The 25,276-nt window shown below is 45.0% G+C and carries 19 protein-coding genes, 1 tRNA gene and 1 rRNA gene; 12 read left to right on the plus strand and 9 right to left on the minus strand.

Annotated features, from left to right (window positions below; translation table 11 throughout):
- From HQ39_RS01820 to HQ39_RS01830, 3 genes are all read left to right on the plus strand, one after another.
- Window positions 1–77 (plus strand): 16S ribosomal RNA (locus HQ39_RS01820); the annotation flags it as partial.
- A gap of 225 nt (window positions 78–302) precedes the next feature.
- Complete coding sequence (locus HQ39_RS01825) at window positions 303–713, plus strand: hypothetical protein (protein ID WP_036863235.1); 411 nt, start codon at window positions 303–305, stop codon at window positions 711–713.
- 355 nt (window positions 714–1,068) lie between these two features.
- Window positions 1,069–3,363 (plus strand): leucine-rich repeat domain-containing protein, encoded by a 2,295-nt coding sequence (locus tag HQ39_RS01830; protein ID WP_036863237.1) that lies wholly within the window; start codon window positions 1,069–1,071, stop codon window positions 3,361–3,363.
- 84 nt (window positions 3,364–3,447) lie between these two features.
- Here HQ39_RS01830 and purE read toward each other — a convergent pair whose 3' ends face one another.
- The 8 genes from purE to HQ39_RS01870 form a co-directional block, all read right to left on the minus strand.
- Entirely contained in the window at window positions 3,448–3,954 is a 507-nt protein-coding gene (gene purE, locus HQ39_RS01835) for a 5-(carboxyamino)imidazole ribonucleotide mutase (RefSeq protein WP_036789340.1), read from the minus strand.
- Window positions 3,954–4,334, minus strand: coding sequence for a glycine cleavage system protein GcvH (gcvH, locus tag HQ39_RS01840; RefSeq protein ID WP_036847025.1), 381 nt, complete (start codon window positions 4,332–4,334; stop codon window positions 3,954–3,956). Before gcvH ends, purE begins: the two co-directional genes overlap by 1 nt.
- Before the next feature lie 74 nt (window positions 4,335–4,408).
- A complete protein-coding gene (gene rpoN / locus HQ39_RS01845; RefSeq protein WP_036863240.1) occupies window positions 4,409–5,854 on the minus strand; it encodes an RNA polymerase factor sigma-54 in 1,446 nt (481 codons plus the stop codon).
- A gap of 14 nt (window positions 5,855–5,868) precedes the next feature.
- Entirely contained in the window at window positions 5,869–8,199 is a 2,331-nt protein-coding gene (locus tag HQ39_RS01850; protein ID WP_036863243.1) for a BamA/TamA family outer membrane protein, read from the minus strand.
- Window positions 8,183–12,922, minus strand: coding sequence for a translocation/assembly module TamB domain-containing protein (locus tag HQ39_RS01855; RefSeq protein ID WP_036863246.1), 4,740 nt, complete (start codon window positions 12,920–12,922; stop codon window positions 8,183–8,185). Before HQ39_RS01855 ends, HQ39_RS01850 begins: the two co-directional genes overlap by 17 nt.
- Window positions 12,923–13,751: 829 nt before the next feature.
- A complete protein-coding gene (locus HQ39_RS01860) occupies window positions 13,752–14,387 on the minus strand; it encodes a WbqC family protein (RefSeq protein WP_052079347.1) in 636 nt (211 codons plus the stop codon).
- Window positions 14,388–14,403: 16 nt separating this feature from the next.
- Window positions 14,404–15,042, minus strand: a complete 639-nt coding sequence (locus HQ39_RS01865; protein ID WP_036789353.1) for a ribonuclease HII — start codon at window positions 15,040–15,042, stop codon at window positions 14,404–14,406.
- Window positions 15,020–15,967, minus strand: a complete 948-nt coding sequence (locus HQ39_RS01870; RefSeq protein ID WP_036863265.1) for a cation diffusion facilitator family transporter — start codon at window positions 15,965–15,967, stop codon at window positions 15,020–15,022. The genes HQ39_RS01865 and HQ39_RS01870 overlap by 23 nt, the downstream gene beginning before the upstream one ends.
- A gap of 154 nt (window positions 15,968–16,121) precedes the next feature.
- Between HQ39_RS01870 and HQ39_RS01875 the strand changes: the two genes are divergently transcribed.
- The 9 genes from HQ39_RS01875 (at window position 16,122) to HQ39_RS01915 (ending at window position 23,947) form a co-directional block, all read left to right on the plus strand.
- Window positions 16,122–16,655 carry a hypothetical protein gene (locus tag HQ39_RS01875; protein ID WP_036863249.1) on the plus strand — a complete coding sequence of 178 codons (534 nt, stop codon included), beginning with the start codon at window positions 16,122–16,124 and terminating at the stop codon, window positions 16,653–16,655.
- Between the two features lie 200 nt (window positions 16,656–16,855).
- A complete protein-coding gene (locus HQ39_RS01880; protein WP_160216098.1) occupies window positions 16,856–17,368 on the plus strand; it encodes a DUF3575 domain-containing protein in 513 nt (170 codons plus the stop codon).
- A 205-nt stretch (window positions 17,369–17,573) separates the two neighbouring features.
- Window positions 17,574–17,834, plus strand: a complete 261-nt coding sequence (locus HQ39_RS01885; RefSeq protein WP_036863255.1) for a hypothetical protein — start codon at window positions 17,574–17,576, stop codon at window positions 17,832–17,834.
- Window positions 17,835–17,860: 26 nt separating this feature from the next.
- The gene (locus HQ39_RS01890) at window positions 17,861–18,052 is read left to right on the plus strand and encodes a hypothetical protein (RefSeq protein ID WP_036789368.1); all 192 of its coding nucleotides are present in this window, start codon (window positions 17,861–17,863) and stop codon (window positions 18,050–18,052) included.
- Window positions 18,053–18,180: 128 nt separating this feature from the next.
- Window positions 18,181–18,253 (plus strand) — tRNA-Pro (locus tag HQ39_RS01895).
- Between the two features lie 124 nt (window positions 18,254–18,377).
- Window positions 18,378–19,004 (plus strand): DUF4254 domain-containing protein, encoded by a 627-nt coding sequence (locus HQ39_RS01900; protein WP_036863258.1) that lies wholly within the window; start codon window positions 18,378–18,380, stop codon window positions 19,002–19,004.
- A gap of 13 nt (window positions 19,005–19,017) precedes the next feature.
- Complete coding sequence (locus tag HQ39_RS01905) at window positions 19,018–20,046, plus strand: glycosyltransferase family 9 protein (RefSeq protein ID WP_052079349.1); 1,029 nt, start codon at window positions 19,018–19,020, stop codon at window positions 20,044–20,046.
- A 271-nt stretch (window positions 20,047–20,317) separates the two neighbouring features.
- A complete protein-coding gene (locus HQ39_RS01910) occupies window positions 20,318–22,825 on the plus strand; it encodes a ribonucleoside-diphosphate reductase subunit alpha (protein WP_036863260.1) in 2,508 nt (835 codons plus the stop codon).
- 78 nt (window positions 22,826–22,903) lie between these two features.
- Window positions 22,904–23,947 carry a ribonucleotide-diphosphate reductase subunit beta gene (locus tag HQ39_RS01915; protein ID WP_036789375.1) on the plus strand — a complete coding sequence of 348 codons (1,044 nt, stop codon included), beginning with the start codon at window positions 22,904–22,906 and terminating at the stop codon, window positions 23,945–23,947.
- Window positions 23,948–24,051: 104 nt separating this feature from the next.
- Here the strand turns inward: HQ39_RS01915 and HQ39_RS01920 are convergent, their stop codons facing one another.
- The gene (locus HQ39_RS01920) at window positions 24,052–24,690 is read right to left on the minus strand and encodes a hypothetical protein (protein WP_036863262.1); all 639 of its coding nucleotides are present in this window, start codon (window positions 24,688–24,690) and stop codon (window positions 24,052–24,054) included.
- Window positions 24,691–25,276: the final 586 nt, after the last annotated feature.

The following is a 25,276-nucleotide window of genomic DNA, read 5'->3' on the forward strand; positions in this document are numbered from 1 at the left end:
CTAGGGTAATACCGGTAACTGGGGCTAAGTCGTAACAAGGTAGCCGTACCGGAAGGTGCGGCTGGAACACCTCCTTTCTGGAGCGAAGTATTACGAGATATTCTGCGTGTTATTTATGCAGGATATAAGATAGAGGTTACAGAAGTTCTGCGTACATCTTGTTTTGTCCAATATGCTGATATAAAGAGAGCCTTTTTGCCGAGTGCAGAAAGGCTCTTTTCTTGTTTATAGCCTTAGATTTGTCTCTTCTTTCCATTCTTTATAACTTTAAGAGCAGTAGTAAACCTTAAATGTTATAAGGCATGGAAGAGAGAGATTTTATCAAGAGAGAGGTTGAGAAGATCGGTGTTATTATGAGGGCGATATGGGGCTTTCTGTTTGGGAACAAAGCCCCCACGGCTACCACGATTGGGACGGAAGTGGTGATGTCGAAAGATATGTTGAAGAAAGAGATGAACTTCGATGTGGATGAGTTCTTGCTTTTAGACGAATCGGAGAGCATCGAATACTTAAGGGATTTTGAGGGGTTGGATTTTCATAATCAAGAGAGCCTGGCAGATATTTTAGCCGAAATCGGAAATAGAGAGGAGCCATACATTTCCAAACTCTATTTAGGTAAAGCCCTTTTCCTGTACGAACTTATCACTAAACAGAGTCAAACTTATTCTTTCGAGAGAGAAGAGAAAATCTCAAAGATAAGATTGCAGTTATAGTATTGTTGTAATTCCTTTTCTTTTTCGTCGTTTGGTATCAAAATAAATCTTTTAAGCCTTTTTACTTCTTCGTTTTATCGGGTTGTGAAAAGGCTTTAATCGTATTATGTTTTAGGAACCGGGAGCTGTTTTGTGAAAATCAACACTTGATTTGTAGAAATCAAAGCACGACTTGCCGAAATCAAGGCTTGATCTTATATATTATATTCGTTCAGACAAAGATTTGAATCTTTATAAAGAAATATTTATATCCTTTTATCGAATATTTATACCTTTGCAAAAAGCTGTCCGGATTGTGAAAAATAGAATAAGAGAGTCCGGATAACGATCTGACTACAATAAAAACACTTTGTTTATGAAAGGACTACATTTCTCTATCTCCTTGTTAATAGCTCTGCTTGCCCTTAGCGGTTGCCGGAAAGGAGATCTTCAAGAAATAAAGGGAAACGAGGAGAGAATCATCAAGGTTTTGGTCGAGATGCCCGAAGAACCGGCTTTAAGAGCGGAAGCGGGAGAGAATACCGAGGGCAATAAACTCTTGCTTCGTTGGAGGAGAGGGGAGGAGTTGACCCTTTTATTCAAGCAGGAAGATGTTCTAAGTGAGCTCATCAAAACTCCTTTGGAGAATATTTCTTCTGACAATAAGAGTGCAACTTTTGAAGTGAAGCTTCCCAACACCATTGATGCAGAAAAGCCTTATACGCTTTATGCTTTTTCATCTTTTCCGGGAGAGGGAATAAGCGTGAAGGATGGACGGATAATGATGGATATAACACCCATTGTGGGGATGAAGTTGGAGGATATGTCTGTCCCGGTTATGTCTGTTGTCAGTCTCTCTGATGGGAAACAAGAGGTACGGGCGATGTTTTCGGTTTTTGGCACGATAGAGTACATCCGCCTTCGTAACGGATCCGATAAGGCGTTGAATATCTCTTCCTGCCATCTTGCCGGAGTTGGAGGAGCAGAATGGAGATATATGCCGATGGGCGATAGATATTATCATTACGATCTTTTTGAGAATAAAGTTGTAGAGTCCGATGGGGCTAAAAGTATTATCACCCCGAAAAAGGTTACAAATATCGCGCCCGGAGAAGAGGGGCTGTTTGCTTCGTGGTTTTATCCGCTTGAGAAAAGTTTGCCGGTCATGCTTCTCCGGGTTAAGTCCGCAGACAGTGAAGAAGACATCTATTCGGAAAATTCAAAACCGGCAAAAGCCATCGGGATGGAACCGGGTAAGGCGTACAGAGTGCGAGCAGAATGGACAGGACGCTCTCTACAAATGAAAGGACGAGATGTGATCCCGACCGATACTCCATTTATTACAATGGTAACCGCCAAAGAGACGGGGCAGACCATTCGTCTGCTTTTGGCTGCGAAAGAAGAGAACAGATCCAAGATATGGATAGACCTGAATGGTAACGGGCTTTTGGACGAAGGAGAAAATGATATTGTTTGGGCTGATTTTGACGACAACTTTAATAACGATGAGTATAAAGAGTATCGTTTTTCTTCTTCAAAAATCACCATTTATGGTCCTGTTACAGCTTTGGAGTGTTCCGGAAACAAGCTTAAGGAATTGGTCGTGAACGGAAGAGAGAGTCTGGAGATGCTATCTTTTTACGAAAATAATCTTAGCACTTTGGATTTAAGCCTCTGTAAGAGACTTAAGTATCTGGATTGTGAAGACAATGCAATCTCCTCTTTGGACATCAGTATGTGTAAGGAATTGAACGTTCTGTGGTGCTCCAATAACGGGATTAAGGCTCTGGATGTGAGCGAATGCAAGGATCTGCGCGTGCTGGGATGCTCGAAAAATGAGCTTGAGGAGCTGAATATAGTTGAAAATAAAAGACTTCAAAACCTCTCTTGTCATGGAAATAGACTCTCCTCTTTGGATGTAAAAGGGTATAGTTCACTTGAAAGGATAAGGTGCGATGGCAACAAACTCTCTTCTTTGGATCTGGAAGGCTGCATCGGTTTAAGGAAGCTTTACTGCTTTGAAAACAGCATATCTTTTTTGAATATCAAGGATTGCAAAGCATTGAATACCCTGTGGTGCAACAAGAATATGCTCTCTTCTCTGGACCTTTCCGTATGTCTCTCTTTGAAAGAACTCTATTGCGGAGATAACAGTCTGACGGAATTGGATGCAAGTAACCATGAGAGTCTGAGACTTCTTGAATGTCATAATAACCTCCTGACCTCTTTGAAAGTAGAGAAATGTGTCGCTCTCCGGGAGCTTTATTGCGATGATAATAAACTTTCGGTCTTGGATGTGCGAGACTGTAAAGCGTTGTCCCGTTTCTGGTGTCAGAGTAATGAACTGGAGATACTGGATGTCAGCTCTTGTCCTAATATCGCCGATTTGCCTTGCCAGAATAATAAATTGAAGTCTCTAAAACTGAGCAGAGACCCTTCTTCCCAGTTGAGCTATCTTACAATGCAGGAAAACAAAATGGATGCTTCGGCATTGAATGCCGTATATGAAGCTCTACCCAATAGGGAGGGAAAGGAGATGGGCATTATCGAAGCTGTAGATAATGATGGTTATGCTACCTCTGATGTGAGCATAGCCACTGCAAAAAACTGGAAGTTTCAACCTTATGTCGCCGGTTCTTCTACACCGACCCGAAGAAAAGAGCTCAAATAAGTATAAAGATAAAGGGAGAAAATCCGATGCGGATCTTCTCCCTTTTATTGTTCAATAACAAACTCTTGTTTGTCGAGCCGGGTATCAGTTGGTTTTATGCAGATACTTCAGCTCCGATAGCTGCTTGTTGGCTTCCACTATCTTATTCTTGAGATTCCTCTTGTAAGCCTTGAAGCGAGCGCGTAATTCCGGATCTCCCACAGACAAGATCTGTACTGCCAAAAGAGCGGCATTGAGAGAAGCATCTATTCCAACCGTTGCAACGGGAATGCCGGGAGGCATCTGTACAATGGCAAGAAGGGCATCGAGCCCTTGAAGAGATGCGCTGATAGGAACACCGATTACGGGAAGAGGAGTCATGGAAGCGATCACGCCACAAAGGTGAGCCGCCATCCCTGCTGCTGCAATGATGACTTGTACACCCCTATCTTCGCATTCGGTAGCAAACTTTTCTACCTCTTGCGGTGTGCGGTGTGCGCTTAGCGCTTGTATCTCAAAGGGCACCTGCATCTCTTCCAAGAGATCGGCTGCTTTCTTCATCATGGGCAGGTCTGAAGTGCTACCCATGATTATGCTTACACGAGGGGTCATCATTTACCGATTAGAGCCTTATAGTCTGCTGCTGAAAGGAGAGCTTCTACATCGGCAGGGTTAGCAACTTTTACTTTTACTATCCAGCCTTCTCCGTATGGATCCGAGTTGACCAACTCAGGAGTATCTTCGAGAGTTTCGTTAGCTTCGAGCACTTCTCCTGCAACAGGCAAGAAAAGATCGGAAACAGTCTTTACCGCTTCGATAGAACCAAATGTCTCTTCTGCTTCGAGCTCGTCTCCTACGGTGGTTACATCTACAAAGACGATTTCTCCAAGCTCGCTTTGAGCGAAGTCTGTTATACCAATGAAGGCAACATCACCCTCTAAGCGGATCCACTCGTGATCTTTTGTGTACTTTAGATTTTCTGGAAAGTTCATAATTCTAATGATATTGGTTTTATTGTTATAGTGAATATTTGTTCTGCTTTGTTCAGCTCCTCAAAGATACAAAATTATATCTCTTTACGAAGTCTTGCCACCGGTATTCCTAATTGTTCTCTATACTTGGCTACGGTACGGCGAGCAACATTCAGTCCTTTCTCTTTCAGCTGCGCCACCATAGCTTCATCGGAGAGTGGAGAGCTCTTGTCTTCCTGCTCTATCAGCTCTGCCAAAAGTTCCTTTACATGTCTGGTCGAAATCTCTTCTCCGGCATCGGTCATCGTTCCTTCCGAGAAGAAGTGTTTTAGCGGAAAGGTTCCGAAAGGTGTCTGAACGTATTTCGTGCTGGTTACTCTGGAGATCGTGGAGACGTCGAGACCCGTTACATCGGCAACATCTTGCAGGATGAGCGGCTTGAGATAGGCTACATCTCCCATGATGAAGTACTCTTTCTGCATCTCCACTATCGCCTGCATTGTAAAAAGAAGCGTCTTCTGACGTTGGCGGAGAGCTTCTACGAACCAACGTGCATCGTCTATCTTCTGTTTCACAAACCGGGCAACCTCTTTTTTCTGCTGCGGAATGCGTCTGATGTCTCCGCTGTATTCGCTCATCTGTTGAGTGAATGTTGTATTGACACGCACCGGTGCAATCCCGTCATTATTGAGGGATACCGTAAACTCATCATCGTGTTCTTCCACGATAAAGTCGGGTACAACGGTAAAGAATGTCTCTTCAAGACGGGTATTAAAGTCGAGTCCGGGTTTGGGATTGAGGTGTGTGATCACTCGGATGGCTTCTCTCAGCTCTTCATCCGTAAGATGCAGACGAGAGATGATCTTGTCATAATGTCTGTTGGAAAACGGGACAAACATCTGCTCGAGAATCTTTTTGGCTGTTGCTACGGCAGTTGTTTCTTCTCTTCTTTCCAGCTGTAACAGCAGACAGTGACGGAGATCTTCTGCTCCAATACCGGGAGGATCGAGAGTCTGTATAACGCTTAGAACATGTTCTATGGTCTCCAAATCTGTGTTTATACCCATCCGTATGGCAAGATCGTCTTGTATGGACAGAAGATCTCGCCGGAGATAACCATCGTTATCAAGGCTTCCGACAATGTAGCGAGCCACTTCTACCTCTTCGCCGGAGAGTGATGTCAGGGAGAGCTGAGAGAGCAGATGGTCTTGCAGAGAGCTTCCTTCCGTGAAAGGGATCTCCTCTCGCGGCGTGCGATGTTGCTCTACTTGTCGGAGTTTGTACTCGGGAACATCATCTATGGAAGCGTAGTCGCCGAGTATGATTTCATCTTGAGAGATCGGCTCAAGCTCTTCGTTGTCGTTCTCTTTTCTCGTATCGTCATCCTCTTCTACTCCTTCTTCCAATGCCGGATTGATTTCCAATTCGCTCTGTATCCGATCTTCAACCTCGACATTGGAGAGTCCGATCATCTGCATGAGCTGTATCTGCCGAGAGGTGAGTCGGGCGGTCTGTCGCTGTTTGAGCTTCTGGTCGTTCATGTAGAGTAAGATATTTAGAATGGATAGCCGATGGCGAGGTGGAACGAGAAAGCATCTTTCCAGATCTTCTTCCCGAAAGTGTTGAAGTATCCATTGATCCCGGTAGAATAAGGAGCATGGAGAGCCACTCCGGTATCGAATCTGATGACCAGATAAGAGAGGTCGTATCTTATGCCTAAACCTGTTCCCAAAGCGAGGTCTTTGAAGAAAGACTTTCCGGTGAGCACTCCTCCCGGTCGGCTTTGATCTTCTCGCATCAGCCAGATATTGCCGGCATCTATGAATGTTGCAAGCTCAAGGCTTCCGAAGAGCTTCCTCCGATATTCGATATTTCCTTCAAGACGGATGTCTCCGGTGCGATCCATGAAGTTGTAGATGCTGTATTCGGTGGGACGATATGAGCCCGGACCTATCGTGCGGACATTAAAAGCCCTGATGCTATTGGCACCACCGGAGTAAAACTGCTCCGTATAAGGTGCCACCAACATATTTCCATAGCTGTATATAGCCCCGGCAAAAAGTCTGGTTGCGAGCTTCTCTTTGCTGTTCCAGCTGTACGCATATCGCATCTCTAAAGAGCCTTTGACAAACTGTGCAAACGGATTGTTGATAAATGTCTTCTGTTTGGTGAAAGGTTCTCCTCGTAGCGCATAGATGGTGCTGAGGATATTTCCTGCTTCCGAAACGGATGCTTCTATGGAGAATGTGTGAGGAGAGTCTCCGTCTATCTGCTCATACCCGAAAGTATATCCGATAACCGGAATAAACTGGTCTTGGAAAGATAGTGCAAGAACCGGGTTGGCAGAGATGATCGAATCGAATTTAGCCGTTGTGCGCAACAGAGAATTGTAGGTTACTCTGATAGGAATAATGGTATGGCGCACACCTCTCTGTGGTTCGATATTGTAGGCAATGCGACCGGAAAACTGTCCTAATCTGTAAAAAGATGAGCGGTTCAGAAATCCTCCCGTGATAGAGAAAGAGGTAGTTGCAGGTGTCTTTTGAAACCTCTTAGGCAGGAATGGCAACATGATGCGAGGGAATGTGAGGGAGGAGTTAACGGATATGCCGTAGCTGTTGATATCCCACGAACTGCCGGGCAGATTGCTTTTTCTGGTCTCCCATTCGTAGTTGGTACCCACCTGCATAGAGAGAAGTTCGCCTCCTCTAAAGAGATTCTTTTTGTTGAGAGTCAAGGATAGTCCCGGACCTAACTGATTGTTACTTTTGCTTTTGAATACCGTTTCAAGCTCTGCGTAATAGGGGAGATCCGCTTGGGAAGATATTGTAACATTGAGCCTGTTCGGTATAGAGTCTGAAGGTGTGTAGTTCACATCGGAGAAAGAGAACGTGTTCAGTGTAGCCAAAGATTGTACCGTGCGATTCTGATAAGAAGCATTGTACAGCTTATCTTTTATGAATCGGATCTTACTTCTAAGCACTCCTGCTCTTACGGGGATCTTCTTATTGAAGCGGAAAAGTACGCCGTCCAGCATCAAGCTGTCCGTTAGAGGAGATCGCTCACTATCGTACACATTATAACTGATATTCCCTATATACCAGGGCTGATACGCTCTCGGATCTGCTTTATTAGAGAGATTGACCTTCAGATGAACACCTTTTTCTCGCAAGGTTGTATCTGCCTGATAGATGATATTGTCCGGTCTGAAATAGTAGTAGCCCTGATTTTGCAACAGTCCGGCTATTCTGTCTCGTTCTGCTTCAAGAGTTGAAATGCTGAAAGGACGCTTTTTCTTAATCAAAGAGATCGGGGCAGAAAATAGATCCAAACTGTCCGGAGTAACAATGTCAATATCGTACTCTACACTATCTATCACGTGAGGAGCTCCTTGTGAAACGTAATACTGGACAAGAGCCTGCAGAGAATCTTTATTGTAGATAAGATTATGACTTACGGATGAATGAAAATAGCCATACTCTTGTAGGATTTGCTGAGCGATGGTGGAACGTCCGGACGGATTGACATTAGAAACAAAGATAGGTTTGGAGGATAGAGTCTTCTCCAACCAACGTGTGAAAGTGTTACTTTCGTTACCTATCTTTTCATTGAAATAGAAACCATAGGTAAACGGCAACCTTAGCTTCGTATGTCCGAAAAGGCTTCCATTGGGTGCTTTCTTCAGAGCATCTTCCGCTTCTTCCAGTGCACGGGAAGAGTGCCTTGGGTATGTCTTATCCTTCTCTTCCACTTTTATTTTTTCCATCCCAAGGTAGAACGTCTCTCCCTCCGGGACATATTTGCTCGCAGAGCAGGCTGCAACCAAAAAGATTACAGCGATGGACAGAAAGGCATAAAGGCTATGACGTCTATTGTTTCTTCTCATCTTTCGGTTCTTCTATTCCTTTAGGTACGGGCGTTACAGGCTCTTCCTGCGTCTTCAAGAGTATTGGCTTGGTCTTGAAGTTGAAGAGATCTTTCAATCTGTAAAGCCTTCTTCTCAAAACATAGCCGGCTCCGGTCTCGATGACTTCACCGTCCAATATGTTTTCATAGTCTTTCTTGTGGAAAAGACGAAGATAGTGGGTGCCTGCCTGATCCAACCTATAATCCAACGATATGTTGTCTATAAAACTTTGGTTGGCACTCTTGTTCGGATTGGCTGTTTCTACCTGTCCACCGATCTGAAGCGTTATACGATCGTTGTAAAACTTCTTTGCAATCGAGTAGGAGTAGTTTGTTCCTCTTTTTCCTTCGGCATCTTGCTCTATTCCTAAGTTTATATCCGCATTGATAAGATCTCCCACCAAAGCATTGAACTCTTTTGTTACAAGAGACATCAGCGTACTGTTCACATCAAAACCGGAAGCACCTGCCTGCGTAGAGCCTAAGTAAGTACCGAGAGACAGGAGCATCAGAGCCTGGCGAGACTTCTCTTCGTCCGTCATGGCGGCTATGTTGTTTCTCAGAGTAAGATCTTCCGGAGCATCCAGAGTGAAAAGAAGGGCAAGATCATTCACTCTGTTCTTTGCCACGACGCTGACATCAAAGTTGACCTTCCTTTTCGGTTCACCCGGCAGAGCCACTGTCGAAGAGATCCGTTCCGTAGCCTTAAAGTTGATAAACGGATTCATCACATCGCCACTCCAAGAAATGTAGTTTCCTCTATCCACCTTAAACTTCTTCGAGATGATAGGTGCCTGGTTTATGGCAATAAATCCATCGTTGAAGTTGTATGTACCGCTTAGAGACATCTGCCCGTATGGCGGGTATCTGAAGTTGAGATCTCCTCCCCCTTGTACCTGCACGGCATTACTACCATCTGCGGTAATCTCCGCACCCAAAGATACTGCCGGATCTACGTGAAGAGCGAGCGTTACATCCAATCCTCCCAATGAGAGCGTGTCTACATCCGTTTTTTTTGCCGTGAAGAGCGTGTCTCTAAATTCCGTAAACTCTATAAGACCATCAAAGCGATTTCTTTTCGAGAGTTTGGAGTCCTTTAGAATATAGGTGAGGTTCGTGTTTCCATTGATTGAGAGAGCACCTCTCACCTTCATTGTAGAAGCAGGACCGGAGAGACTTATATCGGTACTCACGCCGAGGCGACCATATAAAAGGGTCTGTTGGGTGCGCTTGGAGTCTACGAGCAGTACATCATTTCCTTTCAGGTTCAGTTTTAGCTCGTTGTCTCCGGTCAGTTCGACAGAACCATTCAACATGAGTGAAGTATTGTTGAGAGTCTGAATAGTGAACCTGTCCAAGCGAATCTTATCGTTGTCTATCCGGATCGGCTTCGAGTCTATGCCGTATCTGTTGTTCAGAGCAGCAGAGTACACGCTGCCATCCTTGATGGAGAGATAACCCTGCATCTTGGTCGGCTTCATCAGCTTGATGTCTCCATTTCCCGATGCATTGGAGAGTTCGGCATCCACATTTCCGGCAAGAGAGACCAGATCGTCCGGTAAGAACGGATTCGCCTTAGAGATTGGGAACTTATTCACAACCAATCTCCAAACCGGATCTACCTCCTTGTTTTTAGAGATGAATGCCTCTCCCGTTGCGGCATTGACGCCATCCAGCTGTACATCCATTGCGGCATAAGAACCTCCGCTTACCGGCTCATATACTCCCATAACCGCTATATCTCCCACTTTATTCTTTTGGAAGTGGAACTTGTCCAACGATGCTTGAGCGATGTATTTGTCTCCATCCGATCCTTTGATCCAGCGTAAGTCTGCATTCAAGATACCATCCATGTTCGGAACGACTCCTAAATTCTGAATCCGTTTAAGGTCAAACTTCTGTACCAAAGCGTTCATAACATATTCGTCTCTCACGTATTTCGTGTCGAGAAGAATCTTACTCTCCGGATCATCCGATGCTTTAAGCAGAACGTGTGCCTCTATATTCTTGTCCGGTTTGAGCGGTATCTTCACATAGCTTTTACCATCGTTCAGGAACTTATTGTACACCAGTACGGGCGGATCCGGTGTTAGCGCAAACGTAATATCCTCTCTGTTCCACTTCGCACGAACGCCCAGCAGAAGCAGATCTTTCGATTCTTTATCTTTCAGATTGGCAAAAAGTTCGGCGTGTTTCATGTTGGTCGTAAGGTTCACAAACGCTTCAAAAGGATCTTGATTCCTGAACTTCTGTTTGTGAACAGCCCCTACGGCATAAAACATCGTGGTATCTTGGAATATGGTTAAGTCCATTTCGTCTATTCTGAATGTGTCCTTTTGGAAGCCATTCAGATAAAACTCTCCGGAAAGTCCGCTGTCGGGAGAGGTGCGAATATCAAGCGTGGTACTCTTCCAACCATATCTGTGTTCGTCCAGATAGGAACGTATAGGATTGTTACGCCCCATGGAGAAGGAGATATTCGCATCCGGATAGTGTTCTATCCAGTGGCTTATGGAGTAGTTGTTCGTGGTATCTGTCGTAAACAGAGAGATCTCTTTGCTCACACTCTTTATGCGATTCAGAAAGTCATTCAGTCCGTTCTTGGAGTTGAACGATAGCACGAGATCGCCCGAATTGACTTTCGCCATCAGACTTTCAGCACTGCTTCGAGCAACAAGATCCAAGTTGGTCGGTCTTATGATCTTTCTATCCGTCTCTATGACGCAGTCCACGATTTTTCCCTCTATATCATACTTCTGCTTTGTATCTGTACGGACGGCGGCGAGGAGCTTGAAGGTAGAGCCCAATACCGGTCCGGATCCGAGACCTATCAGGGACGGCACTATGGTATCCACCTCAAGGCGGAGAGAGGCATCTATATCCTCTTTCGCCAACCGGGCATCCAGCTGTCCCATCAGCGTAACGCCCTCCGCTTCCGAGTTCAGTGCCGCAAAGAGCTGCTGCTGTTCGAGCTGAGAGACCATTACGATATTGCCCAGACTCTTGTGGTTATAGGTGAGAGTGTCGAGAGACATCTCCAGACGTGCAAATGTTTTCGGGGAGAACGGATCTTTGCCTTGCCCTTCTATCTTGATGTGTGCCTGTAAGTCGCCAATGGTGTCTTTCGGTAAAAATTGCTGTACCGACAGTCTGTTCGTTTGGGTTTCAAGCTCAAAGCGTTCCGACTTCAAACCATACTTTCCGGCAGCTTCAAGAGAGCCTCTTGGCGTTTCGAGTCGGGTGGTGAGATCTATCAGATTGTTGCGGTAAGAAGCATCGGCAAACAGGAATATATCGCTTGGTATGGTCCATCTGTCGCTTGTCAGCCCCATCTTATCCAGATACTCCATGAGTCCGGACTTCGTTTGCGCTTCCAATCGAACATTGGCACTTCGGCGCTTCTCGTTCAGAGGGAGCCGGGCAGAGCCGTTCATCAGCAGAGATACCGCTTCTTTGGCCTCCACCTTACCGTTGAACCTCACTCTTTCCTCGATCTCTCCTGTCGCATCTACTTCTATTGTTATCGGATTTTCAGGCAAAGAAAAGCTTTTAGGAAGCAGGAATGCCGCATCTTCCGGATAGATTTCGCCGAAAAGATTAAGAGCAACCTCCCCGACGGAGTCCGGCATCCATTTGCGCATCGGAACGGAAGCATTTGCCGTTATGAAGCTCTTTTTTAGCCGTATCTCAAGGTCTTTTACGTTGGCTTGTCTCTCGTCTATATCAAGTGTCGCTTTCAGATCTTTCATTTCCCAAAGATCGGCACACTTGAAGTGCCCTTTTGCGATATTGCCTTTGACGTTCAACGTATCGTAATAGATATCGTACCCTCTCACGTCTATCTCCCACGGAAGAGCCAGGAACTCCACATCTTCTACCGGCTGAAGGACATCCACTCCGCCTTTTATGCGGGCATACTGCACAAAATAAGACATCTTTCCTACATCCGCAGCTATTCCTCGTATGACAGCTCTATCTACACAAGTGGAGAAGAAAACGGTATCGCTACCCATACTCATGCTGTAACGAACATCTTGTATGCCTATGTCTTTAGCCGTAATCATCCAGTTGTTTGGGACGGAGTCTTTGGGCTGATTCTCTTTCATCTCTCCCAGTGAGAGGTAAAGGTCTGCACCATTCAGATCCAAGTCTCTAAGGTGTATGCGTTGATCTTTAAGCCTTATCTTCAGTCCGCTCCCTCTAAGCTGATGCACGTATCCGTCTATTCGGAGTACGCTATCCACTATCGGCATATGAATGCGCAGAGAGTCCAGCTCCAAAATAGAGATCGGAATATCTCCACTCAGAAGCAGAGGGATGGGGATCTCTACATCTATCCGTTTGAGCGAGGCAAGCGTATCTTTCTGCTCCGGATCTACTGCGAAGACATCCGATAGATGGACTTTTGCAGGGAATTTGATTCGGAACTTTCCTATACTGAGATCCACTCCCAATAGGGGAGAGAGCTGTTCGGATGCCACTCGTGCGGCAAACTGCTGCACTCCGGGGATGTAGAAAAGAGCGGACAGCAGGAATGGCAAAGCGATTAAGATGCCCACAATCCACAGTAGCAGGCGAAGCCATAGCCGTCTTTTCTTCTTTTTGGGAGAGATCTGCGGCTCTTCCTGCAAAGATGGGTCTTTGCGGTCTGCTTCTTCGTTATTGTCGGGAGAGGATATTGGTTGCTGTCTCTGTTCTGACATAAAAGTTTGTCGTAAGCTCTTAATCCAAACAAAGATAGCAAAAAAATCGGAGCAGCAGCGGGATTTTCCCTCATATCTTCTCGCTTTTTGTCTCTATCGAAATATGCTCATGAGGCGTTGATAGACAGAGAAATAGGGTGCTAAATGCTTTGGATTGGAGCATGAAGCTGTATGGCGGATTTTGATTTTGAGTTTTCCAGAAGCGTTGTATCCGCTTTTTGATCGTGCCGACTTTCTACTCTCTTGGGGTATAAAAGTCTGCTTTCGGGGTGGGAGTTTTTATATAAAAACGGATTGAAGAAAATCTTCATTGTAGAACTTTATCCGGAATGATTTCAGCTCATTCCTCTTGTTTGTTTTGGGATAATATTTTGATAATCATTCAGATATGAAGAAATCTCAAATTCGGATAAAAATTTTTCTCAGTCCGTTTGATGGGCTCTTTTCGAGTTAATAGCTGTAAATTTTAACACCCACACCTGTGAATGTTTCCTAATAAAGAAATCTGCCTTTTTAGGTGCTTTTTAGGATAAAAATATGTAGTTGTTTGATTATTAGTGTTTTAGTTGTTTTGGCTAAACACGTTAATCGAATCCGGTAAACGTGTTTAATGAAATCGGTAAACGTGTTCATTGAAAAATTAAACACGTTAAGCCGAAAGAATATGAGGGGTGGAATATATAAAAACAGCGATGCCGGAGGGGGCGAAAACAGGGTAGGCAAAAGGGAGATTTCGTATGCTGAAAAAATGAGCAGGCAGACCCCGGCGTCTTAACGGCCGGATCCTGCTGCTCGGAATGATAAAAGGGAGAAAAAGGCGTTCGTCAGCTTAGAGCCGAAGGTGCTTTCTCCACTTTTGAGCGGTCTCTTTGAGAATAAGAATGCCTTCCGGTCCCAAGTTGCACAAGAGATCCAAAGAGGAGAGATTGGGCAAGAAGCCGTGATGATCCGCAAAAGTCTGATAGTAGTGCGGAAAGACGATAGGCGGATGCTTGGTAATCTGCCGGTCACAGAGTATCTGGAGGTGCATGCCGTTGGATACAATCTCATCTTCCGGTACATGTATCGGAGCGGTGATATGCCATTCCCGACAGATCCAGTTGAGCCAAGCCTCATTGTAGTCCACCAGCAGAGGAGTGGGGTTATAGAGCAGCCGCAGGATCTCTTCCTCATAAAACTCATAGTATGGAGAGGAGCTGTAAGCGGAACGAAGGCTTTGCTCCGCCACTCTTCTCCAGTCTCCATGCTCACTGATGGCTATAAGGGCAGTTGGAGGAGCAGGATTGGGGTATTTCTCTACCGGTACAGAGATACTCATTCTACCGGTAGCTCCGTAGATGTCGAATCTGTTTCTGTAACTCTGTTTGCTGTATGGTTCATCTATAAATACGGCTACACTTTCGCCCATAAGCAGGGAAGAGATGTAGAGAATAGAGGGTATGGTAGAAGTGGGAAGGAATATCATTGAATCTGTTTTTATATCAGTCCGTCAGAAAGGGGAGCATCTGCATACAAGGTTTATAGCTCTTTCTGTGTATGGGAGAGAGACCGATCTTTCGGATTATCGCTTTGTGAGATGGGGTGGGATAGCCTACATGTTTGTCGAAACCATACTCCGGATACAGCTCATGGTTCTTCTGCATCACTCTGTCCCGATGTACTTTTGCCAGGATAGAGGCAGAAGCGATGGAGGCAAAGCGGGCATCCCCTTTTACCAGACAGGTATAGGGGATAGAGGTAGAGGAAGCAAATCGGTTGCCGTCTATCAAAAGATGATCGGGGGAGAGCTTCAGATTTTCCGCTGCCCGGCTCATGGCAAGGCAGGAAGCCTGATAGATGTTTATGCGGTCTATGGTTGCCGGGTCTATCTCCACGATGGAGAAGGCATCGGAACAGGAGCAGATTTGGTCGAACAGCGTTTCTCTCCGCTTGCCGGTGAGCTTTTTGGAGTCGTTCAAAGAGGGTAGGAGGTCGAGGAGATGCAGATTGTCCGGAAGCCAGATCACGCTTGCAGCCACCACCGGTCCGGCAAGAGCTCCGCGCCCTGCCTCATCGCAACCGGCTTCTATCCTGCCTTTTTCAAGCCACGGAAGCAGGTCAGAGGTTTTGTCTGCTCTCATATTCTCTCTCATATTTGTTGTTCAGCGTTGCCTCGTTCGGCTCTACGTGAATGATGATATGGGTCTCTTCTCCATACTCTTTCCGTAAAATGGCTTCGATAAGTTCGGTAAGGTGATGCGCTCGCTCTACTGTCATCTGTCCGTCAACCATGATGTCCACCTCGATGGCAATTCTCTGCCCCACTCTGCGCGTGCGCAGGTTGTGCGGATTGGATACTCCCTCGACGCTTTCTACCATTTTCCGAATCTTTTGTTCGGTCTCGGAGGGGAGAGCCTTCTCGGACAGCTCTCGGAGAGAGTTCATACCGATCTCCATTCCGACCTTTATGATGAGTACCGCAACGAAGATGGCAGAGACGGGTTCCATGAATCGTGCTCCCTCTCCAAGGAAATAGGCGGCAGACAGACCCACCAACACTCCAACGGAAGAGAGTGCATCGCTTCTGTGATGCCACGCATTGGCGGCAACGGCAGAGCTGTTCACCCTGTGAGCCACCCGGATGGTGTATCTGAAAAGGATCTCTTTAGCCACAACGGAGAGAAAGGCTGCCCAGATGGCTATTGCGCCCGGCTTTTCTATCATGACCCCTTCGAGGAAGTAGCGATAGAGCTCTTCCACACTCTTTGCCAAGATAAAAGCTCCGACCACAAGCAGAGAAAGAGAGATGAGAGCCGAGGCTATCACTTCGTATTTGCCGTGTCCGTAAGCATGGTCATCGTCCGATGGCTTGGCGGCTATACGGGCACAGAAAAGAACCACAGCGTCTGTAAGCAGATCGGTAGCCGAGTGAACGGCATCTGCAATCAAGGCTCCCGAATTGCTCAGTACGCCTATAACTCCTTTCACCACAGGAAGTATCACGTTGCCTATGGCTCCTATAAGCGTTACTTTATATATCTCCTTTTTTCTTTCTACTGCGTTCATAGCCACTTTCTTGCAGTTACAAAGGTAAGAATTTTCAAAACCTTCTCCGGTATATATCAGATCTTTCCTCTTTGAAAAGCTTTTGGACATTCTATTTATGATAAAATAATGGCTATCTTCACCGTCGATATTTCAAAAAAACAAAGAGGATGATATGAAAAAGAAAATTATAGGGGCGGTTTCTGCTCTTTTATTGGCGTTTTTCTGCTATGGGGGAAGCAATGCACAGGTTCGGATTAAGGGAGAAATAGGAGCCGGACTCTTTTCGGCAAATGTAGGTGTTTATGCCACCATCGGAAAGCATCACATGGTCGGCGCTACCGCTTTGGGCGGATTTGTCTTTCCTGCTCTTGCCGGACAGATCTCTCCTCAATACCGCTACTATATCTCCGGACATCAATCCGATCCGAAGGGTTGGAGTGGGAGCTTTTTCCTGAATGCCGGGGCGAATTATCTTGTCCTTAACGATTTGTCGGCAAGACCATCGGGTGATACTCAAGCTAAAAAAGGTTTGGAGAACCGTTACTACTTCAATGTGGGAGGGGGATATGAGCTGAGGTATAAGAAGTTTTATATCCGTCCGACCGTGAATGCGATGCTCCCTCCTCCCGGAAAGGGTGCTACCGAAATGCTTTCTGCGGTCTATACTGCCTCTCTTTTGCAAACATCCATAGGGTTCAGGTTTTAGACTTTTCCCTGTCCCCGTTTCGGAAAGATGGCAAACCGAAGCAATATTTACACTATATTTGCAGAGACTGGTCGTGCAGAGATTTTCCGGGAAGTGCTTCCGTTTTGGTTTCCGCATACCTAAATCAATAGAGGTTGAACCTATATATGTATAAGATGAAAAAGCTGATATTTTTTCTCGTTATAATCTGCTTAAACCCTGTGGCGAATATTTTTGCACAGGAACAAGCAGTGAAATCCGAGACTTCTGGTTACAGAAAGAATGAGATCTCTGTGGACTTCTCTTCTCTTGCCTTTGCCCGGATTCCTCACTTCACTTACGAGCGTATGTTGGATGAGGAAATGGGATTCGGAATAAGGGCTTTGTATAATCCTACTGTTTGGGTAGACTCCGGTATGTCCACATCTTTTGTGGGACCTTATTTCAGATGGTATTTCTTTGGTCGTTCTACTCCCGAAAAGCGCTACGCTTCCGGAATGTTCGTGGAGCTGAACAGCGCTTTGGGACACATGAAGCAAGAACTTGTAAGACGCTACTCCAATGGTAAAGAATATCAGTATGTTTTTGGTGGCGGTATGGGTCTCGGCTTAGGCTATAAGTATGTAAACAGCAAAGGATGGAGCTTCCAGATCTATATGGCAGGGGGACGCTCTCTTTCTGATGCGGATGTCGGATATTTTATCCCGGCGATAGCTTTGGGTAAGAGATTCTAAGCAGGACCGAAAGGAGTTTAAGAAGATAAAAGAATAGCCCGATAGTTTCTGAGGAAGCTGCCGGGCTATTTTTTTATCTCTTTCAAGATACCGAGGGGGGGAGAATATGTAAAGAGAGGAGTATTAGCAAATAGTAAAAGAAGCAGAACCTCTACTCTGCTTGCTATTGAGAGTAGCTTTGGAATATGTACATAAGCCGTAGGGCATGAGGTATAAGGAGTTTGATGACAATAAGAAGCTCGGTTTGAAGATAGAGGTAACTGATATGGAGTCTGGTTTTAGAGATCTTCTTCTTGTGCGATTTCTTCTTGAAAATGAAAGAGAAGGGATTGGAAAAAATGCTTTGATAGTTATTGCCGGAGCGAATAGATGCAAGGTGTTGAGGAGAAAGGAAGTTTTAGGTAGCCGTTTGGATGTAGGTGTGCCTTTTATTTCTGTTGTTGCCATAGGAGGTCGTAGAAGTTAAGGATCAGCAAGACTCAATTAGAGGCAATGTCTATTCTGCAAGGGTATGCTGAGTGTTTCAAAGAGCATTCGGACTATTGGGAGGTAAGTGATATAAGAGTCTTTTCCGCTCGTCCGGGAGATTTGGAGAGAGAATACCTTGGTTTCAATATCTCTCTCGTTCCAAAAGAGAGCTTTGCAGACAGAGTGCTGTTTGCAATCTGTTTTGAAGAAGAATAAGTCGGATCTGTGCCATAACTTCTACTTTTTCTGCAAGAAAGAGAAAATATAAGGCGGAGTGTTTGTCGGTTTACAATAAATGCTCTAACTTTGTTCCGTAAAACAGGAGGGAGTGTATTTCTCCCCATCGGGATGTAGCACAGTTGGTAGCGCGCCACGTTCGGGACGTGGAGGTCGGAAGTTCGAGTCTTCTTATCCCGACTCTAAGAAAACAGGAGAGATCTCTTAGGCAAGGGATCTCTCCTGTTTCTTTTTCTGTTCTTGGGTGTTTGCTGTTTTTAATTGTTACCTTTGTGAAAGTTGAAAACAAGAAAATAAGAACATCATGCTTACTAAATCATCTTTTTCTGCGAAGGCAATAGAGGTTTTTCTGCGTGCGATAGCAGATTACCGTGTTTCTAATGATATAGATGCTCCTATTGTAAATCCGTATGAAGTGAGATCTATCGAGTTTTATCTCTACTCCAAAAACTGGATAGATAATGCACAATGGGACATGGAGGATATTATACGAAATCCTGATATAGATCCGGTTGAGGCGTTGGCAATGAAGCGTAGAATAGACCGCTCCAATCAGGAACGCACGGATCTTGTAGAGCTTATAGACAGCTACTTCTTGGATCTGTATAAAGATGTATGCCCGGAAAAGGATGCGAAGATCAATACCGAAAGTCCGGCTTGGGCATTGGATAGAATGTCTATCCTTCAGCTAAAGATCTACCATATGCGCGAACAAACCAAGCGCACAGATGCTTCGGAGGAACATATAAAAGCTTGTGAGCAGAAGTTGCAAGTGCTTTTGGAACAAGAGAAAGATCTTGCTACTGCTGTGGATGAGCTGTTGGAAGATATTTCAAAAGGACGAAAGTACATGAAAGTCTATAAACAGATGAAAATGTATAACGATCCGGCTATGAATTCGCTCCTTTTAGGCAAAGCCGGTGCTAAGTAACGGATAGAAAAGTATGCCTGTTTCGGCACAACATAAAAAGCATTACATCGTCCTTCGTTTCTCTGCGTTGGGCGATGTTGCTATGGTACTTTCTCAAATGAGGCGTCTTGCAGAACATCTGCCGGATGCCTCTTTTACTTTGGTTACTCGCCCTTTTATGGCTTCCATGACAGGTTTTGATCCGAAGGAGAATATAGATAGTTACCCTTTCAAGCCGGATCCGGATGGATCTTTCTTTGGTTTGTTGAAGCTCGCTAAAAGGCTGCATCAGCATTTTCCCGATGCTATTGTCGTGGATTTACACGATGTTTTGCGTACCAAACTGCTAAGATGGACACTTCGTATATTGGGACACAAAGTGGTGAGTCTGGAAAAACCGCGAGCAGAACGTAAACGCCTTTTCTCTCGTCCTGAAAAAGAGAGCAAAGTTCCTCAAGAACTCTATATCTATCCTATGGTATACAGATACTTTGATCTCTTGAAGCAGGTTGTCGGAGTGGATCTAACAACCGAAATGGCTCCATTCCCCAAAGTGGAGAAAAAGGAGAGATACAGAATCGGTCTTGCTCCATACGCGCAGCATAAAGGGAAAATGTTGCCTGTTGAGACCATAAAGGGTTTGCTCGGACTGTTATCAAAAGAGGGCACATACGAAGTGGTGCTCTATGGTGCTCCGGGAAAAGAGACGGAGCAAAATGCTTTGCTTGCCTCGGAGTTTGAGAATGTCAGACTCACAAAAGCCAAGAAGCTCACGGAAGAGATGGAGGAAATATCTTCTCTGGATCTTATGATAAGTATGGATTCTGCCAATATGCATCTCGCCTCTTTGGCTCAAACTCCGGTTCTTTCCCTTTGGGGAGCAACCCATGTAGCTGCCGGTTTTTTAGGGTATAGGCAGAGAGAGGAGGATGCTTTAGGGGTCGATCTGGTATGTCGTCCATGTTCCGCTTATGGGCAGAAGCCGTGTCGAAGAGGAGACTATGCCTGTCTCGAAATATCTTCGGAAATGATCTATAAGAAAGTTGTAGAGCTTACCTCTTAGCTCTGAATTAATATGTAAAATTTGCAGGATAAAGAAAAAGCTCTTAACTCATTAGTTTAAGGGCTTTTGTTGCCGTTTTAAGAGGGTTTTCATGCCCTCTTTTTATTTGTCTTGTGTTGTTTAACTATTTGTTTATTAGTTTTTTATGTTTTTGTCTGTCTGGCTATAAAAAGGCATGGAATGGGGTTCTATATCTGCAACTTTTGTTTATCTTTGTGGCTGGCTAAATAATAAATAAAACAACGATATTCTGATAATACCATAACAAAAAATGAAAATATTAAAACGGGACCGAACAGAAGAAGATTTTACGCTGGGTAAGATCTCGAACGCTATTCGTCGTGCTTTTGTCGCTTGCGGGGAGACCATGCCTGAAAAGGAGATTGAGGTCATTTGTAAAGACATCGAGGCTGCACTGCAAGACCGCCGAGAGGTGGATGTTGAAACCATACAGGATATGGTCGAAAAGGCTTTGATGCAAGCCGGCTACTATCAGGTGGCGAAAAAGTACATTCTTTACCGCGAGAAGCGCAGTGAGTTCCGTGAAATAATCAATAAGTTCAGCAAGACTATCTCGGATAATGGTGTCATCAGTCTGTTAAAAGATATTCAGGCAACGTTCCAGATGAAGGCATACTCTTTGGACTTTCTTTATGCGAAGTATCAAGCTTTCTACAAAGAGCAGGCAAATACATTGGAGATCCTCACTAAGGCAGCGGTGGAGCTTATTACTCCGGAAGCACCAAACTGGGAGTTTATCGCTTCTCGTCTCCTTCTGCTTCAGATCGAACGCTCTATCATAGAGGAGGAGAATAAGCTCTATATCGACTCTTTCTATGGTAAGATCGCTTATTTGACGGATCAGAATCTGTACGGAAGATATATCCTCGAAGGCTATACCAAGAACGAGGTCGAGGAGTTAGGCAGATATATAGACCCCTCACGCAATCACCTGCTCACATATAGCAGTTTGCACCTCATCTCCAAGCGTTATCTCATTACGGACAACAGCCATAGCTTGTTGGAGCGTCCGCAAGAGATGTTCATGGGAATCTCTATGCACTTGGCTTTGCCGGAGAAAGAGAACAAAGTAATGTGGGCTAAAAAGATATATGACATCATAAGCAGGCTGAAGGTAACCATGGCAACGCCTACGATGAGCAATGCAAGAAAGCCCCTCAATCAGCTTAGCAGCTGTTTTGAAGATGTCATGCCTGACAGCCTTACCGGTATCTATCGCACGATAAACAACTTTGCTCAGGTCTCCAAATTCGGTGGCGGCATGGGTATATACATGGGAAAAGTGCGAGCCATCGGTTCCGACATACGTGGTTTCAAGGGTGTAGCCGGAGGAGTGTTGAAGTGGATCAAGCTGTGTAACGATACTGCCGTGGCTGTCGATCAGCTTGGCATGAGACAAGGATCCGTTGCGATATATCTCGATATATGGCACAGAGATATGCCGGAGTTTTTACAGATCCGTACGAATAACGGAGACGACAGAATGAAAGCGCATGACGTCTTCCCCGGAGTGTGTATCCCGGATCTTTTCTGGCGTATGGTGAAAGAGAATATCGAGGACAACTGGTACATGATGTGTCCTCACGAAATACAGGCCATTAAAGGCTATTCGCTGGAAGACTATTACGGCGAAGAGTGGGAGCGCAGATACAAAGATTGTCTCAATGAATCTCGCATAAGCAAGAGGCCTATCAAGGTAAAAGACATGGTTCGTCTTCTTATCAAGAGTGCTGTGGAGACCGGAACACCGTTTATCTTCAATCGAGACACCGTAAACCGTCTCAACCCGAACAAGCATCAAGGTATCATCTACTGCTCTAACCTCTGTACCGAGATTGCTCAAAATCAGAGCGAGATAAAGGAGGTTAAAGTCTCTGTACGGACAGAAAACGGTCGCGAAATCATTACAACCGAAACAGAAGCCGGGGATTTCGTAGTGTGTAATCTGGCTTCCCTTGTTCTTGGCAACATCGACACAGAAAATAAGCAAGAGCTCCAAGAAGTGATTCATACCATAGTGCGTGCGTTGGACAATGTCATAGACCTCAACTTCTATCCGGTTCCTTATGCTGAGATCACCAACTTGAAGATGCGTCCTATAGGCTTGGGTACGAGCGGTTATCACCATCTGTTGGCACAGAAAGGCATCAAGTGGGAGAGTGCAGAGCACCTCTGCTTCATGGACAAGCTCTATGAGCAGATCAACTATTACGCGATAGAAGCATCATCACTGCTTGCCGAGGAGAAAGGCTCATATCTTCGCTTCCCCGGCAGCGACTGGCAGACAGGAGAGTATTTCCAGCTTCGCAAATACGATTCTCCGGATTGGAAACGCCTTGCATCCGATGTTGCACGCAGAGGAATGCGCAACTCCTATCTTCTTGCCATAGCTCCCACAAGTTCTACCTCTATTATTGCCGGTACTACGGCTGGTATAGACCCTGTCATGAACCGCTACTTCCTCGAAGAGAAGAAGGGTAACATTGTCCCTCGTGTGGCTCCACAGCTTTCGGACTCCACTTTCTGGCTCTACAAAACAGCACACCAAATAGATCAAGAGTGGGTAGTGGATGCAGCAGCTGTCCGTCAGCGTCATCTGGACCAGTCCCAGTCCGTCAATCTTTTCATTACTCATGATTATAGCTTCCGTCGTATTTTGGATCTTTATTTACGTGCATGGGAGTCCGGCGTGAAGACCTTGTACTATATCCGCAGTCGCTCTTTGGAAGTAGAGGAGTGTGAAAGCTGCTCGGCATAATCTTCTCCCTTTTAAGACCGGGACGGATATAGATATTCGACTAAATTATTATCAACATCAATATTAACTTATAACAGTATGTCCGAACTAAAAAAGAAGGCTCTATTCAACGAGCATGGTGACGTAGAAGTAACGAAACGCAGGATGATAAATGGCAATACCACTAATCTAAATGACTTCAATAACATGAAGTATCCTTGGGTTGCGAACTGGTATAGACAGGCCATGAACAACTTTTGGATACCGGAAGAGATCAATCTTAGCCAGGATGTGAAAGACTATCGAGAGCTTTCACCTGAGGAGAAGATGGCTTATGACAAGATTCTTTCTTTCCTTATTTTTCTCGACAGTATTCAGACAGCCAATCTGCCCAACGTTGCAGAGTATATCACTGCCAACGAAATCAATCTCTGTCTGACCATCCAAGCCTTTCAAGAAGCCGTTCACTCTCAAAGCTACAGCTACATGCTGGACTCTATCTGCTCACCCGAAGAGCGTTCGGCTATCCTGTATCAGTGGAAAGATGATGAGCATCTGCTCCGCCGCAATAAGTTTATAGGCGATATATACAACGAGTTTCAAGAGAATCAGAGTCCGCAACAGCTACTAAAGACTATGGTGGCAAACTATATCCTTGAAGGGGTTTACTTCTATTCCGGATTCATGTTCTTCTACAACTTGGGACGCAATGGCAAGATGCCGGGATCCGTTCAAGAGATCAGATACATCAATAGAGATGAGAACACACACCTTTGGCTGTTCCGCTCCATGATCCTTGAACTCAAGAAAGAAGAGCCGGAGCTTTTCACACCGGAAGCTATCGAACTCTTCCGCGGGATGATCAAAGAGGGAGCGCTTCAGGAAATAGCATGGGGAGAGTATGTTATAGGAGAGAACATCGAAGGTCTGACCTCTCAGATGGTAAGCGACTACATCAAGTATCTTGCCAACTTGAGAAGCGAGAACTTGGGCTTCGGTGTTCTTTTTGAAGGGTACGAAGAAGAGCCGGCAAGTATGAACTGGGTATCTCAGTACAGCAATGCCAATCTTATCAAGACCGACTTCTTTGAGGCTAAACCGAGTGCTTACTCCAAGAGTGGCGCTATTGAAGATGACCTTTAATAAATCTTCCTGTCGAAACAGAACCTAAAACTCACAAAACGAAAAAGCCGCACCGAGAAATCCTCCGGTGCGGCTTTTCTATTTTATCGTATAGTATCAGGCTTTTACATCGTATATCCGATACTGATATAGGGTGTGAATCCCCACTCGGAAGCGAAGAACTTTGTGCCGAGTCCTTGTAAAAGCAAGAAGTTACCTCCTACTCCCAATGTAAAGCCATAGTCATGCGTATAGCGATAACCCACTCTGATGTAAGAGTGTGAAGCAAATGAAGAAGGGTTTGCTTCTCCTGTCAAGATCTCTTTGGCCTTGATTGCATCCCAATCTTGAAAATAGTTGACCTTTTTTGAGAACCAGTCGAGAGCCGTACCTATGCCCATTTCTCCTGCGTGGTTATAGCTACCAAGTAGGAAGTTGACCTCGCCTCCCCAAGAGACTTCTTGGTGCTGTACGGGAAGATGTCCTTTGCCAAGTTTTGAGAAGTTGATGTGGTAGGTCGAGAACTGATATGCCTTTTTAGGAACGGCAAAAAGTCCATAGCCGAGGAATGTTCTGAATCCCAATACTCTGTTTGCCACGAATGCCGGTCGGTACTCGTAGGACAATTCGAGTCCCTTACTGCCTGTACCAAATCCCACTTGGAATGTTTGCGTTGGAACATTGATGCTCTGAGCAGAGAGAGAGTACGATGCTCCTAACAATAGAATGGCTGAGACGGAGCGGAAAAACGTGCGTATGTTCATATCATTAACTGTTTGTTTTGTCTCTTTTGGGTATAAATCCTGTTTTCGGATCGGGACAAAGATAAATAATAAAATTAAGATGGGCGAACGGGGTTGGTAGTCCTCTTTCTGGCGAGAGCTTTTATATAAAAATGCTCTCCTCTCGGAGGAGGATCGGAAGCCCTTAGGGTTGTGAAATTTTTGGAGAGAATAGAATAGATAAGAGTGTAATTGTCTTATGGTCAGTATTATATGTAAAATCGTAAATTTGCGAACAACTCTCCTCTTGCACGCTTTCAGGGGCTGTTTTCGAGTTAATAAATATAGAATTTCAACCTGTTTCGTCTGAATTATTGTTAATGAAGAAATCCCCCGTTTTCCTTCTTCAAAAGGGCTGTTTTATGCTAATCTTTTGATAAACAGCACTATGTGTGAAAATTCTAAATACTTTAATTGAATCCGGTAAACGTATTAAATGAAATCGGTAAATACGTTTATTGATTTCGCTTAATACTTTAAGCCGACAAAATATACTGCTTTAGCGTTTTGAGTAAACCTGCATCAAAAATCGTGTTAATAAAACAGCCCGAATTTAACAGTTCGGTCA

Origin of the sequence: Porphyromonas sp. COT-108 OH2963, from assembly GCF_000768895.1 — a bacterium.
In the GTDB taxonomy this organism is placed as follows: domain Bacteria; phylum Bacteroidota; class Bacteroidia; order Bacteroidales; family Porphyromonadaceae; genus Porphyromonas_A; species Porphyromonas_A canoris.